General features: G+C 62.1%; 12 protein-coding genes and 2 pseudogenes. 9 read left to right on the forward strand and 5 right to left on the reverse strand.

Annotated features, from left to right (window positions below):
* Positions 1–51: 51 nt before the first annotated feature.
* Together H2O14_RS00105 and H2O14_RS00110 are read right to left on the reverse strand one after the other, a co-directional pair.
* Entirely contained in the window at positions 52–1,017 is a 966-nt protein-coding gene (locus H2O14_RS00105; RefSeq protein WP_182825985.1) for a M50 family metallopeptidase, read from the reverse strand.
* Positions 1,014–1,319, reverse strand: coding sequence for a hypothetical protein (locus H2O14_RS00110; protein ID WP_182825987.1), 306 nt, complete (start codon positions 1,317–1,319; stop codon positions 1,014–1,016). Before H2O14_RS00110 ends, H2O14_RS00105 begins: the two co-directional genes overlap by 4 nt.
* A gap of 316 nt (positions 1,320–1,635) precedes the next feature.
* Between H2O14_RS00110 and H2O14_RS00115 the strand changes: the two genes are divergently transcribed.
* A complete protein-coding gene (locus H2O14_RS00115; protein WP_182825988.1) occupies positions 1,636–2,301 on the forward strand; it encodes a hypothetical protein in 666 nt (221 codons plus the stop codon).
* 4 nt (positions 2,302–2,305) lie between these two features.
* Positions 2,306–3,148: an alpha/beta hydrolase gene (locus tag H2O14_RS00120; RefSeq protein WP_182825989.1), complete on the forward strand. Its 843-nt coding sequence runs from the start codon at positions 2,306–2,308 to the stop codon at positions 3,146–3,148.
* 70 nt (positions 3,149–3,218) lie between these two features.
* Here the strand turns inward: H2O14_RS00120 and H2O14_RS00125 are convergent, their stop codons facing one another.
* Positions 3,219–4,121 carry a calcium-binding protein gene (locus H2O14_RS00125; RefSeq protein ID WP_182825990.1) on the reverse strand — a complete coding sequence of 301 codons (903 nt, stop codon included), beginning with the start codon at positions 4,119–4,121 and terminating at the stop codon, positions 3,219–3,221.
* Positions 4,122–4,467: 346 nt separating this feature from the next.
* On the opposite strand from H2O14_RS00125, the gene H2O14_RS00130 reads away from it, so the two are divergent.
* Positions 4,468–4,887 carry a GFA family protein gene (locus tag H2O14_RS00130; RefSeq protein ID WP_182825991.1) on the forward strand — a complete coding sequence of 140 codons (420 nt, stop codon included), beginning with the start codon at positions 4,468–4,470 and terminating at the stop codon, positions 4,885–4,887.
* Positions 4,888–4,936: 49 nt separating this feature from the next.
* On the opposite strand, the gene H2O14_RS00135 is transcribed toward H2O14_RS00130, so the two are convergent.
* The gene (locus tag H2O14_RS00135; RefSeq protein ID WP_312858645.1) at positions 4,937–5,977 is read right to left on the reverse strand and encodes a porin; all 1,041 of its coding nucleotides are present in this window, start codon (positions 5,975–5,977) and stop codon (positions 4,937–4,939) included.
* Between the two features lie 202 nt (positions 5,978–6,179).
* A pseudogene (locus H2O14_RS00140) lies at positions 6,180–6,685 on the reverse strand (DUF1003 domain-containing protein).
* Positions 6,686–6,814: 129 nt separating this feature from the next.
* Here H2O14_RS00140 and H2O14_RS00145 point away from each other — a divergent pair.
* The 6 genes and pseudogenes from H2O14_RS00145 (at position 6,815) to H2O14_RS00165 (ending at position 13,631) form a co-directional block, all read left to right on the forward strand.
* The gene (locus H2O14_RS00145) at positions 6,815–8,488 is read left to right on the forward strand and encodes an NAD+ synthase (RefSeq protein WP_182825994.1); all 1,674 of its coding nucleotides are present in this window, start codon (positions 6,815–6,817) and stop codon (positions 8,486–8,488) included.
* Between the two features lie 100 nt (positions 8,489–8,588).
* Positions 8,589–10,202 carry an NTP transferase domain-containing protein gene (locus tag H2O14_RS00150; RefSeq protein WP_182825995.1) on the forward strand — a complete coding sequence of 538 codons (1,614 nt, stop codon included), beginning with the start codon at positions 8,589–8,591 and terminating at the stop codon, positions 10,200–10,202.
* 163 nt (positions 10,203–10,365) lie between these two features.
* A pseudogene (locus tag H2O14_RS26900) lies at positions 10,366–10,782 on the forward strand (TonB-dependent receptor plug domain-containing protein); the annotation flags it as partial.
* 914 nt (positions 10,783–11,696) lie between these two features.
* The gene (locus tag H2O14_RS26905) at positions 11,697–12,455 is read left to right on the forward strand and encodes a TonB-dependent receptor domain-containing protein (protein WP_312858527.1); all 759 of its coding nucleotides are present in this window, start codon (positions 11,697–11,699) and stop codon (positions 12,453–12,455) included.
* A gap of 65 nt (positions 12,456–12,520) precedes the next feature.
* Complete coding sequence (locus H2O14_RS00160) at positions 12,521–12,841, forward strand: TfoX/Sxy family protein (protein ID WP_182825997.1); 321 nt, start codon at positions 12,521–12,523, stop codon at positions 12,839–12,841.
* Between the two features lie 112 nt (positions 12,842–12,953).
* Positions 12,954–13,631: a M10 family metallopeptidase C-terminal domain-containing protein gene (locus H2O14_RS00165; protein WP_182825998.1), complete on the forward strand. Its 678-nt coding sequence runs from the start codon at positions 12,954–12,956 to the stop codon at positions 13,629–13,631.
* The last annotated feature ends 19 nt before the right edge of the window (positions 13,632–13,650 follow it).

Here is a 13,650-nt window from a genome sequence, read left to right on the forward strand (position 1 = left end):
ACATGAAAAAGGCGGCTTGCGGGCCGCCTTTTTCATGGGCTGGTCTTGATCTCAGACGCCAAAGCCGAACACGTAGACGCCGCCATGCGTCGCCAGCGTGACGGCAAAGGCCACCGCCAAGATCGCGGCTTCCTTCGGCGTCATCGCGCGTGCGGAAGGCGCATAGCCGCGCCGCAACAGGCCGGGCAGGCCGAAGATCGCCAGCAGCACCGCCATCTGCGTATAGCCGAGCCAGAGCAGCAGCAGCAAGCCGCCGAGCGCGAACGCCATCATCGCCTGGGTGAAGATATCGCGACCGAAGGAGCGAAGGAAGCCTTCTGCGACCTGTCCGCCGTCGAGCGGATAGATCGGCAGAAGATTGAGCGCGTTGAGCAGGCAGCTGAAATAGGCCAGATTGACGGCCCAGGCATAGGCGACGGAAAACTCGGTGGCGAAATAGGCGTAGCAGAACGCCGCTGCGGTGAGGGGTACGCAGATCGCGGGACCTGCCAGCGCGCAGACCGCCCGCTCGAATTCCGAGCGATGCGGCGAGGACGAGACGGCGATGCCGCCGACGAAGGGCAGCAGCATCAGGCGATTGCCCTGCTTGCCCATCAGTTTGAACGACAGGTAGTGGCCGTATTCGTGCAGAAGGATGACCAGCGTGAGCTGGATCGCCGCCGTCACCGAGAACTGGGTGAGAAGGAGCGCGAAGGCGACCAGCGATAAGCCGATCTCCATGGCGTAATCGCGCGGATCGAAGGAGCCGAACAGCGGTTTGCGGGCTGCGCGCGCCTGTTGGCCTGCGCGGCCAGTGGGCGGTGCGACGGCGGACGGCGCGGTCGAGTAATCCCCTTCTCCGCGCACGAAGCTTCTCAACTGTCTCCATGCCCCGAAAATCGCCGCGATCACGCCGCCGATGCGGGAGAACAGCCGTTGCTCGACGGTGATGCGGCTGCCGGCGCCGGCCGGCTCGACGGTCCAGATCTCGACGGATTCACGCCCGGGCGCCGCGTCGACGCCGTCGACCGAGATCACCGCGACGCCGATACTGCCATGCGGCAGGCCCCGAGCCGTCGCACCCGTAATTGACGGAGGCCTCCGGCGCGGCTGATATGGACCGTGCGCGCGCCGTCCGGCGTTTCCACGATCGCCTCGACGGCGGCGAATGTGCCGCCGGTGTTGTCCATCGCCATTTGCAGCCGCGCCAGCGTCTGGTCCGCCGGCTCGGTGGAAAGCCGCGAGAATCGGATCAGCCTCATGCCTCGACCGGTTTCCGCGAGGAGCCGGTAGATCGCCAACATCAGGAGGAGAAAGAGGATCTGGACAAGGAATTGCATGCGGTGGGCTGCTTTCGATAGGAAGGAGCATCTCGAGTGAGCATTCGATAGAGGGGAAACCGAGGCGCGGCAAGTCGGTGTTCATTGTTGGGTTTGCGCCTGAGCGGCTGCGACGGTGGCTGGGTTGTATATTTTATTTGCTAAATATCATCGGCTGTGTTTCAATTCGCCATCGACCCGTTTGCGTCGATGCTGATGGCGTTTCATTCCAGTCTTTCAACTTCACCTATGCGCTTCGCGTCGCCGCGAGGCGGCGTCAGTGCGCGCGCCGTCCCGACGATTTCCGGCCATGGCATATTTCATTCAGGGGACCGATATGGACCTACCCACTATCCTGGCGGCCACGACCGCCATCGGCACCGCCGCCTACGGATTGGTCGATTCCAGCAAAGCATTCAAAGGGGGCGTCTCGAATATCGGCTACGGATTCGTGGAGGAGGCGCTGACGCCATTCCGATCGGCGTTGGCGCTGGTGAACGAGGATGCTCCCTTCGAATTGGCCAAAGCCAACTGGATCAACGGGATGGACGTCGCGGATCAGAAGATCGCGATCAAGGGCTTGATCAAGCTCGGCATCGCCCCCAGCACGGCGCGCGAGCTCGCGGAGGCGACGCCCGGGGTCAATGCAAATTCACTGTTGGAAATCTCGAGAAAACTCGAAACAGGAGCGCCGCTCGAGGAAATGGAACTGGCGCTTCTCGCCCGCTTCGAGGCGGTGATCGACGCGCGTCTCGATGCGGCGTTCGAACGGGCGGACCAGAGATATCGCAACACGGCGCGCGTGATCGCGGCCGCCATTGCGGTCGTCATATCGGAAATCGGCGCATTCACCATGGTGATGGACGGCGATCAAGGAGGTTTTCTCCTGTTTTTGCAGGCGTTCGGAATCGGCATCGTCGCCGCCCCGCTTGCTCCGATCGCCAAAGACCTGACCAGCGCGATCACGGCCGCCTCGACCTCGTTCAAAGCGATCGTGCGGTGAAGTCATGTCGCTGTTTCTCAATTTCAGGATGCAGCCTGTCGGCGGCGGACTGCGCGCGGAGCCGATGATCCTGAGGACCGACGCCGACATTCGCGCCTCGGTCCTCGACCTCTCGACCTTGCAGAGACTTGTCTCCGGACGAAGTGTGCTCTTGGCAGTACACGGCTTCAACAACGGTCAGTCCGAAGCTCTGTGCAAGCTGACGCGTTTGGAGGAAGTGTTGGCGCTGCCGCCATCCGTCGCCTTCATCGGGGTGCTGTGGCCCGGGGATTCGGCGGCCGGCTTCATCAGTTATCCAGTCGAGAAACCGACTGCCTCAGCCTCCGGTCAGCGTTTGGCGAAGTTTTGCAACAATCGTCTGCCTGCGACCGTGGAAGTATCCATTCTCAGCCACAGCCTCGGGGCGCGGGTCGCCTTGGAAACCGTGCGCGGCCTTCGCGCCGACGTCCGGGCTGTCGTCCTCATGGCGGGCGCCATCGAAAGGAACTGTCTGGAAAAGGAGTATTCCGACGCATTCGCAAAGGCGGAGGCCGTGCATGTGCTCGCGTCGCGCAAGGACAATGTGTTGCGTTGGGCGTTCCCGGCAGGCAATTTCTTCGGCCAGTTGCTCGACCGCACGGCGTGGCCGCTGTCGTCGGCGCTGGGCTATTCGGGGCCGCCGAAACAGATCGGCAAGACGCGCCCGCCCTGGATCATCGACGACGAGGAAGATTACGACCACGGCGACTATCTGCCGTCGGGGAACAAAGCAGAAGCCTTTCCCGGCGCCGACCCCGCCCCGACTTGGAGGAACACGGCCGCTTATGTCGGCAGAGCGCTGTCGGGCAATCCGCAGATCTGGCCCTGACCAACAAAGAACGACGCCCGCGCGCCGAGGCTGGCGCGCGGGCGTCAGATCCAATCCCAGGCGGGTGGGATCAGAACAGGAAGTCGTCGGACGAGAGATCGCGGATGTCGACGTTCTTGAGCGTGATCTCGCCGTATTTGCCGCCGTCGATCACCACGTCCTTGCCGACCTGTTCCGCCGAATAGGTGATGAGATCGTCGAAGCATGGGAAGTAGCCGACATCCTGGAGATCGATCACGTCGTGATGATCGCCGGCGGCGTTGAAGTCGGTGATGACGTCATGGCCGAACTTGCCGTTGAAGTCGAAGACGTCGGCGTCCTTGCCGCCGGTCAGGCGGTCGTTTCCGGCGCCGCCGTCCAGCACATCGCCGCTTCCGCCGCCGATGAGGATATCGTTGCCGCCGAGGCCGCGGAAGTAATTGTCCTCCGCGCCGCCGCGGATGACGTCGTCGTATTTCGTGCCGATCACGTTCTCGATGCTGACCAACACGTCGTAGGAGCCGTCGCGGCCATAGACATAGGTCGCGCCGGACTTGCCGTCGATCTTGAAGGTCACGCCCCCGCCGATGTGGGAGAAGTCGACGAGATCGTAGCCCGCATCGCCACGATACGTATCGTAACCATTGCTGGCGACGAAATAATCGTGGCCGGCGCCGCCGCTGAACACGTTGTTCGATTTGTTGCCGACGAAGTAGTCGTCGCCGGTTCCGCCGATGATCTGCTCGATGCTCACGAGCGTGTCGCGATGCACGCCGTCGCCATAGACCTGGGTCTCACCCTTGTCCTGGAGCTTGATGGAGAGGCGGCCGTGATAGGTGGTGTAGTCCATCAGGTCCCAGCCCTTGCCGCCATTGATGACGTCGTCGCCGTCGCTCGCCCGGATGATGTCGTTGCCCGCCAGCCCGGAGACGACGTCGTCGCCATCCGTGCCGTGGATGTCGTCAGCGAAATTCGTACCCTTGATCCGCGCCATCTGGTCCTCCACAGTCCAATGAGTTGTGCTGGAGACTTTGTAGGCCAGCGTCGATGTGGACGGAACAGATCGCTTGGTCAGGCCCGGTTTTCCGAGAAATTAAGGATAACGCTGAAAGGTTTACGCAATTTTCGGAGCAGTCGGGCTTTGGCTTTCGTTTCGAAACGACGCGAGCGGGTCAGATTGAAACAGCATGTTGTGACGACATGGCTCTACCGGGCAAAGCGCTATTATCGGCGCCGGCGGAGCGAGGATCAATTCCGTTGTAGGATCGGATCATCCCAATTCATTTGAATTGCCGCCCGGCGTTCGTCACTGTGTCCGCAAACGACGATGAGGAGCGATGATGAACGAACGTCACACCGGAGCCTGCCTGTGCGGCGCCGTCACCTATGTGGTAGACGGGCCGATGCGCCAGGTGGTTTTTTGCCATTGCGGTCAATGCCGCCGACAGACGGGGCTTTATTACGCGTCGACGGCGGCCGACGACGACGATCTCAGCATTTCTGGTGAGAACAATATCACCTGGTTTGCTTCGAGCGAAAAAGGCCGGCGTGGTTTCTGCAAGCATTGCGGGTCGGCGCTGTTCTGGCGCTACGAGGGCGCCGACTACACCTCGATCCAGGCAGGCAGCGTCGACATGCCGAGTGGGTTGACGCCGGGCTCCCACATTTTCTGCGCCGACAAGGGCGATTTTTACGAGATTCTCGACGATCTGCCGAAATACGCCAAGAGTTCGGCCGATCTTTTGACCAACAGCGATTGATTCGGGAAGGAGAAAAGCCCCGTTTGGGGCTCTTCGATGTCGGATCGTGTCAGAAGGTGCGCTGGAAGCGGACCATGCCGTTCCACTGGTCGGCGTCAACGACCTTGTTGTCCCACTTGGTGTAGGTCACTTCCGGCTGGATCAGCAGGCCGGAGACCGGGTTCCACTTGAGATTGGCGGCGGCGGCGAAGGTCTTCTTGTCGGTGCCGGCGACCTGGACATTGGCGGCGAGATCGTCGGCGAACTTGTAGCCGACCCCACCCCAGGCGGCCCAATCACCCCAGCCGACATAACCGTCGCCGGGAGCATAGGCGTGGATCGTGTCGCCATCGGTGTTCCAGGCGCCCATCACGAAGACTGAGAGCGCGCCGAACTTGCCGTCCAGTCGTCCCTTGATCGCGCCGGCGTCGGCGGTATCGTCATAGCCGCCGACGACGGCGACGCCGAACATGTCGGTCGCATAGCTGACGCCGCCGACGAAGTTCGGGACATAGTCGTTGCCGTTGGGATCGGCGTAAGCGACGTTGTCGTCCGCTTCGACGCCCAGAGACGCCTTCAGATCGCCGGCCTGGTAGGTGTAGGAGATCTGGTTGGTTTCCTTGAGACCGAACTTGATCACGTCGTCATTGGCGACGTCGCCGCCGTAATTGGTGAAGGTGGTGTAGAGCGAGTCCGTCAGGCCGACCTGGAAACCGGCCAGGGAGATCGTCGCAGCGATCAGCTTGGTGGTGGTGTGGGTTCCGTCGTTGTAGGTGTTGACGAATTCGTGGCGGGCGATGAGCTTGGTCTTCAGCGCGCCATATTCGGTGTCGGACGCCGTATCCATGTAGATCTCGGCGCGGGTCAGCGAGGTCCAGCCATGGTCGCTGTCGGCCTTGTAGGAATCGGCGGCCTTCAGGTCGAAGCGGATGCGTCCGCCGACCTTGAGGCAGGTCTCGGTGCCGGGAATGTAGAAATAGCCCGTGCCATAGGCGTCGCAGACTTTCACATAATCCATCGGTTCCGCTTCGGCGGCGACGACCGCGTCGGCGGCCTGGGCTGCGGAGCCGATGGCGAGCGCCGCGGCGGATGCGAGAAGAAGGGTCTTCATGGTCAAAATGACCTCCAGTCAGTCGGATAAAGTAAGCCGGCCCTGCGCCGGCTGGTTGCCAGAAACCGAGCCCCTCCAAACCCGGTTTCTGATGCTGCACTACGCCCGCTGTTTTGCACGCAAATAACAAAAGCTGTCACATAGTCCAAAATTTAGGAACTGATGTTTAATTAGCACACTTAGGAAACTCTTGGTGCGCCTGTCAGCCACGCATTTTCGCGACTTCGGCCCGCAGCTCCCGCAACTCCTTGAGGACTTCGAGGTCGATTTTCTGGTGGAGGGCCAACACCTCGATCTCGGCCTTCAGATTGATCTCGTAATCTTTCGCCGCCATGAAGCGGTCGCGCTCGGCCTGACGATTCTGGCTCATCATGATGATCGGCGCCTGAATGGCGGCGAGCATCGACAGCATGAGGTTCAGGAAGATGAAGGGGTAGGGGTCGAACGGCCTGGTGGTCAACAGCACGGTGTTCAGCAACGCCCAAAACATCAGAAAAGCGAAGAAGCAGAGAATGAAGCTCCATGAGCCGCCGATGCGGGCGATCTGGTCGGCCAGCCTGTCGCCGAAATTTGCGCCCGAGAGAAACTCCTCATTGGCGTTGCTGGAGACCGCGCGCCGCTCGCGGGCCCGTTTGATCACCTTTTTTCAGAGGCGTTCAGTTCCTCCGCGCTTTTGCCCAGCGCACTTTTTTCGAGGTCTGTCAACATGTCACGATCTCCGCGTTGTCGGCCCACATTCTACGAATCGTTTGTAAAAACAACGGGAACTTGGTTCGCGCGCCCGGTGTCATGGACAAGGCGGACGTTTATGCTAAGACCGAAGGACGGAAAGAGAGAATGGGCATTATGACGGACACGCTTCGGATCGCGATCGCGCAACTCAATCCCACCGTCGGCGACATCGTCGGCAATCTCGCCAAGGCGCGCGACGCCCTGGCCGACGCCGACCGCCAGGGCGCCGATATCCTGTTGCTCACCGAACTGTTCATTTCGGGCTATCCGCCGGAAGATCTGGTCCTGAAGCCGGCGTTCCTGAGATCCTGCCTGCGCGCGGTCGAACAGCTGGCCGGGGAGACCCGCGAGGATGGCCCGGCCGTGATCGTCGGTTTTCCGCGCCAAGGCGAGACCGGCCGTCACAATGCGGTGGCCGTGCTCGAGGCCGGACGCATCGCGGCGATCCGCGACAAGGTGGACCTGCCGAATTACGGCGAGTTCGACGAAAAACGCGTCTTCGTCGCCGGGGGCGAGCCGGAACCCGTGACGATCAAGGGCGTGTCGGTCGGCATTCCCATTTGCGAGGATATCTGGGGCTCGCTTGGCGTCACCGACACTTTGGCGGCCAAGGGCGCGGAAATCCTGCTGCATCCCAACGGCTCGCCCTATTACCGCGGCAAGATGCCGATACGGCATGACATCGTCAAAGCTCAGGTCACGCGCACCAAGCTGCCGCTGATCTACGCCAACCAGTTGGGAGGGCAGGACGAACTGGTGTTCGACGGCGGCAGCTTCGCCGTCAACCCCGATCTCTCCCTCGCGTTCCAGATGGCGGAGTTCGAGGACGCGGTGGTGACGACGACCTGGAAGCGGCGCGAGGGCGGCTGGACCTGTTCGGAAGGGCCGATGTCGCCGCTGCCGGAAAAGGAGGAGGCCGATTACCGCGCCTGCATGATCGGCTTCCGCGACTATGTGAACAAGAACGGCTTCAAGAATGTCGTGCTCGGCCTGTCCGGCGGCATCGACTCGGCCATATGCGCAGCGATTGCCGTCGATGCGCTCGGCGAGGACCGCGTGCGCACGGTGATGTTGCCCTATCGCTATACGTCGACCGACTCGCTCACTGACGCCGCGGCCTGCGCCAAGGCTCTGGGCTGCCACTACGACACGGTGCCGATCGAGGAGCCGGTGCAGGGTTTCCTGTCGGCGCTGTCGGATCTGTTCGAAGGCACCGAGGAAGGCATAACCGAGGAGAACTTGCAGAGCCGCGCGCGCGGCATGATCCTGATGGCGATTTCCAACAAGTTCGGCTCCATGGTCGTGACGACCGGCAACAAGTCGGAAATGTCGGTCGGCTACTGCACGCTGTATGGCGACATGAATGGCGGCTTCAATCCGATCAAGGATCTCTACAAGATGCAGGTCTATGCGCTGTCGCGCTGGCGCAATGCGCATGTGCCGCCCGGCGCGCTGGGGCCGTCTGGCGAGGTCATTCCGCACAACATCATCGACAAGGCGCCGTCGGCCGAATTGCGCCCCAACCAGACCGACCAGGATTCGCTGCCGCCCTATCCCGTGCTGGACGATATTCTCGAATGTCTGGTGGAGCAGGAAATGGGCACCGAGGACATCATTGCCCGCGGCCATGACGCGGCCACCGTGCACCGCGTCGAGCATCTGCTCTATCTCGCCGAATACAAGCGCCGGCAATCGGCGCCGGGCGTGAAGATCACCAAGAAGAATTTCGGCCGCGATCGCCGCTATCCGATCACCAATCGGTTTCGCGACCGCGGTTGATGCAGTCTTGCGCCGGTCGGTCGCGTGAAGCGTCCGACCGGTCTTTACGCTTGCGAGCGCCCGTGGTTTCATCGCGTCCTGATCGCGTTGGAGAGACGGCATGAAATTCGGACCTGTTCCGCTCGACGAGGCAGAGGGCGCGTTGCTGGCGCATTCTCTGAGGGCGGAAGGCCTCAACCTACCCAAAGGCAGACGTTTGACGCCAGACGATGTGACGGCGATCTCCGATGCGGGAATTGCCGAGGTGATCGTCGTGCGCCTCGACCCGGGCGACGTCGAGGAAGACGAGGCCGCGCAAGCGATCGCAGACGCCATACCAAAAGATCACCTCACATTTTCCCCGGCGACGACCGGCCGCGTCAATGTCTTCGCCGCCTGCAACGGCCTGTTTCGCGCCGATCGCGCCGTGGTGGATCGTCTCAACCGTCTCGATCCGGCCGTGACGCTCGCCACTCTGCGCGATCAAGCCGATGTCAAGGCGGGCGACATGGTGGCCACGATCAAGATCATTCCGCTCGCTGCGCCGGGCGCCGCCGTTTCCGCCGCCGTCGAGATTTTGGCGCAGGCGCGGCCATTCGAAATAAAGCCGTATGGAGCGCTCAAGGTCGGGCTGGTGGCGACCATGCTTCCGTCGCTGAAATCGACGGTGATGGACAAGACGGCGCAACTTCTCAAAGCGCGGCTGTCCGCGTCGCGGAGCCGGCTCGATCGCGAAATTCGGGTTCCGCATCGCACAGAGGCGGTGGAGGATGCGATCGTCTCGCTGCTGCCGGATCACGATCTCGTCGTGGTGTTCGGCGCGTCGGCGATGACGGATTTCGACGACGTCATCCCGGCTGCGATCCGGATGGCGGGCGGGACGGTGATCCAGGCGGGGTTGCCCGTGGATCCCGGCAATCTGCTCGTGTTCGGCGAGATCGACGGCAAGCCGGTGGTCGGCGCGCCGGGTTGCGCGCGCAGCCCGAAGGAGAACGCATTCGACTGGGTGCTTTCGCGGGTCATGGCGGGCGAATGGCCGACCGTCCATGAAATGACCGGCTGGGGCGTGGGAGGCTTGCTGATGGAAATACCGACCCGGCCGAGGCCGCGACTCGGCGAGGCCAGACCCGAAGGCCTGCAAATCGAAGCGGTGATCCTGGCGGCCGGGCAGGGGCGGCGGATGGGACCGGAAGGCAGACATAAGCTTCTGGCCCTGTTCGACGGCGAGCCGCTGGTGCGGCGGACGGCGAGGGTCGCAAAGGAGGCCGGTTACGCGACGCCCCTGCTGGTTACGGGCCATCGCGCCGCCGAGATCGAAGCCGCGGTCGACGGTCTGGGATGTCGCGCCGTGTTCAATCCGGCCTATGAAGACGGCATGGCGTCGTCGTTGCGCGCCGGTCTGGCCGCCGCTGCGGACGCCGACGGGCTGCTCGTGCTTCTCGCGGACATGCCGGCAGTGACAGCGGAGGATATTACCTGCCTGACGCGGGCCTTCGTCGCGGCCGGAGGAAACTCGATCGTGCGGGCGGTGTCCAACGGCAAGCGCGGCAATCCGGTGATCCTGCCGAAATCGGTATTCCCGGCTGTCATGAGGCTGGAGGGCGATATCGGCGCGCGTCCCGTCATCGAGAAAAGCGGTCTGCCCGTGCTCGACGTCGAAATCGGCCCCGCCGCGCATCTCGACACCGATACGCCGGACGCCGTGATCGCGGCAGGCGGCGTTCTCGGTGCATAACTCTCTTAAAACTTGACAGATTAATTCATGATATGCGAATTGCTTCTGGTCGGCCGCGGGGGTCGATGAAGCAGTCGCCAGCCAGTCGCCGCCTACGGCACAAGCCAGGACTTCCGATCGCATGGGGTGTATCGTGGGTTTGAAGCGCTTGGCCGCCATTTTCATGGCCGGAACCGCTGTCGTGTTCGTGTCGGCTCAACTGGCGCAGGCGCAGGACGCCCGAAGCGCGCCCACCGAGGAAACCACCAGCGACGGCGCAACCAAGCTCAAACGACTGGTGATCACCACGACGCCGGGCGAAGGCGACATCACGGATTCGGCCGCGCCGGTCTCGCAGATCAGCGCCGAGGATTTTCAACAGCGTTACAACGGCAACATCAACACCGCACTGCGCGCCAAGGCGGGCACCTTCACCCGCGAAGGCGCCGAACAGCCGGGCGTGTCCGTCAATATCCGCGGCATGCAGGGCATGGGCCGCGTCAACACCATGATCGACGGGGTGCCGCAGACCTTCCGCAATCTTTCGGGCCATGGCGGCAGCTTCGACAACATGGCTTACGTCGATCCCAACATGCTGGCCGGCGCGGATATCTCCCGCGGCGCAGTCAGCGGCGCCGAAGGGCTCGGAACCTTGTCGGGATCGGCCAATCTCCGCACCGTCGGCATCGACGACGTCCTGCTGGAAGGCAAGAGCGAAGGCCTGATGACGACGCTGCGCACCGGGACCAACGGATACTATTTCTCACGGCTGACCGCCGCCGGCATCCGCCGCGACGTCGGCGAGAGCGGTGATTTCTCGGTGATGGGCGCCGTCTCCGGCAGCAATTTCGGCAACTACGAAAACGGCGACGGGCAGGATTATCCCTACGACGCTTCGCAGCAGCCGCGTTCGGCGCTGATGAAGGTGACGATCGCGCCCGACGACACGCATTCGCTCGATCTGGGCGGCGTCTATTACAAGAACGCCTTCGACGTCGAAAGCGCCGGCTATCGCTGGCATATCGAGAACCAGACCTATTCAGCCAAATACGCCTATACGCCGGGCGACAACCTGATCGACTTGCGCGTCAATGCTTACGCCAATTTCACCGATGTGAAACTGGACTCCCTGACGGGTGACGGCGTCTTCGACGGTCGTGACGGTCGCGACACCGGGTTGGGCGTCGACATCAGCAACACCAGTCTCTGGGATGTCACCGACGACACCGAGGTCAAGTTCAACTATGGCGCGGCGCTCAATTCCGACGAGTACAAGGGCAATGAGCAAAGCGGCGCAAATCCCGACGGCAAGCTGGTCAAGAGCGGCGCTTTCGGCGACGCGACGCTGACGTATGGCATGTTCGGACTGACCACCGGGCTGCGCTATGACCATTACAGCCTGAGCGGCGTCGCCTCGGGCGCGCCGGACGACTGCGCCAACGGCTATTGCGGCGGCGACGCGATCGATCGGTCGGGGGCAAGTGGAACCCCAAGATCGGCGGAACCTTCACGCCGGTGGATTGGGCGCAATTCTACGCCACCTACGCTCATACGATGCGTCCGCCGACTACGTCAGAACTGTTCTATCCCGGCGGGCATAATTTCAACGGCGTCGGCGACCCGATCAACAACAATCCCAATCTCGTTCCCGAAGAACAGAAGGGGCTCGACATCGGCGTCAATCTGATGGGCGAGGGCCTGCTGAGCGCGACCGACAAGGGCCATCTCAAGATCGGTTATTTCTACAACCGCATCGAGAACTACATCACCTATGGCTATGACGCCAACAACGACGCCAAGTGGATCAATCTGGCCGGCGAGACCATCATGCAGGGCGTGGAAATCGAGGGCGGTTACGACACGGGCCGCCTCTACGCCAATATCTCCCTTACCATCGCCGATACAGACCAGCCCCTGGGCCTGGCCGCCGGCTTCGGCAATGACGTCGGCACTCTCCCGGACGACTTCGGCATGCTGGATGTCGGAGCGCGATTCCTCGAGGAAAAGCTCACCGTGGGCGGTCGCGTTCGTTACGTCGGCGACAGTATCCAGGCCTATGTCAACGAGGAGCAGAGCCTGGAGCGGCCCGCCTATACTCTGTTCGACCTCTACGGCTCCTACAAGGTCAGCAAGCATTTCGAGACCTTCTTCACTGTCGAGAACCTGTTCGACAAGGCCTACTGGACGGCCAATACCGGCACCGGCGACATTCTGAGCGGCATCACCAATGGTCGCGGCAGGACCATCATGGTGGGGGCGACGACCCGGTTCTGAGAGGCGCGCTTGACGCCTCCGCGTCGCCCGTCGATAGTCTCGCCGACTGGCGTGGGGAAAACGGCATGGACGTCGACGATATCCAGGATCTGTTTCGGGCCGTCGGCCCGGTGTCGATCCGCCGCATGTTCGGCGGCAAGGGCATCTATGCCGACGGCATGATCATCGCCATCGACCTCTTCGACGGCATCATGCTCAAGGGCGACAAGGAAGCCGGGCGGCTCTACGAGGAGGCCGGATCGTCGCAATGGACCTATACGCACAATAAGTCAGGCAAGCCGGTCGCCATGCCCTACTGGCCGATTCCCGGCGCAGCCTATGACGATCCCGACGAAGCCGCGCATTGGGTGAGGATCGCCTATGAGGCCGCGCGCCGTCTGTCGTGAGGCGCCGCGTTTCGCAGAGCTTTTTCATCGCATGCGGCTGTTTGCATAGTCGCGCCCGTTTGAAAGCCGGCAAGTCGCCCGCGTATTCTCCGGACGAAAAGGGAGACGCGCCATGACCTTAGCTTACGCCTTCGTCGGTTTCGACATCGACAAGATCGACTATCACAGCATTACGACAGCTTCTCAGTTCACCACCGAGAAAAAGGAATTCGCCGCCTTTTACGCCAATGGATATGAGGAGCATTTCGTCGGCAAAAACCTGACCTACGATGCAGACGGACGGCTGACGGGCGGCGTCGTGACCTCCTACGAAGCCCGGTTCGGCGACACGGTCTTCTATATGGAGTTCAGCGTCGCCGCGACCAGAATTCAAACCGCCATCGATACGGTCTCCACGAAGGACGACATGGCGCTGATGGCGACGATCTTCAAGGGCAAGGACTGGCTCTACGGCTCGGAAGACGACGATGTCTTGAAAGCCTTCGGCGGCAATGACCGGATCGACGGGCACGGGGGCGACGACGTGTTGAGCGGCGGCGCGGGCAAAGACGTGTTCGTCTTTTCCAAGTATCACGGCAAGGACGAAATTACCGACTTCGAGGCGCGCGACACCCATTCCGGGCATGATCGCATCGACCTCAGGGAGGCCGGCAAAGACTACACCTTCGTCGATCTCAAGACGATGATGGCGCAGCATGGCGGCGATGTCGTCATCGATTTCGGCAAGGCCGAACTGACGCTCGACGACGTGAAACTGTCACAGCTCGGCCGCGGCGATTTCCTGCTTTGACTTGTTCAACCGGGGCCTG

The sequence above is a fragment of the Rhizobium sp. G21 genome, from assembly GCF_014158035.1.
Lineage (GTDB): Bacteria > Pseudomonadota > Alphaproteobacteria > Rhizobiales > Rhizobiaceae > Rhizobium_E.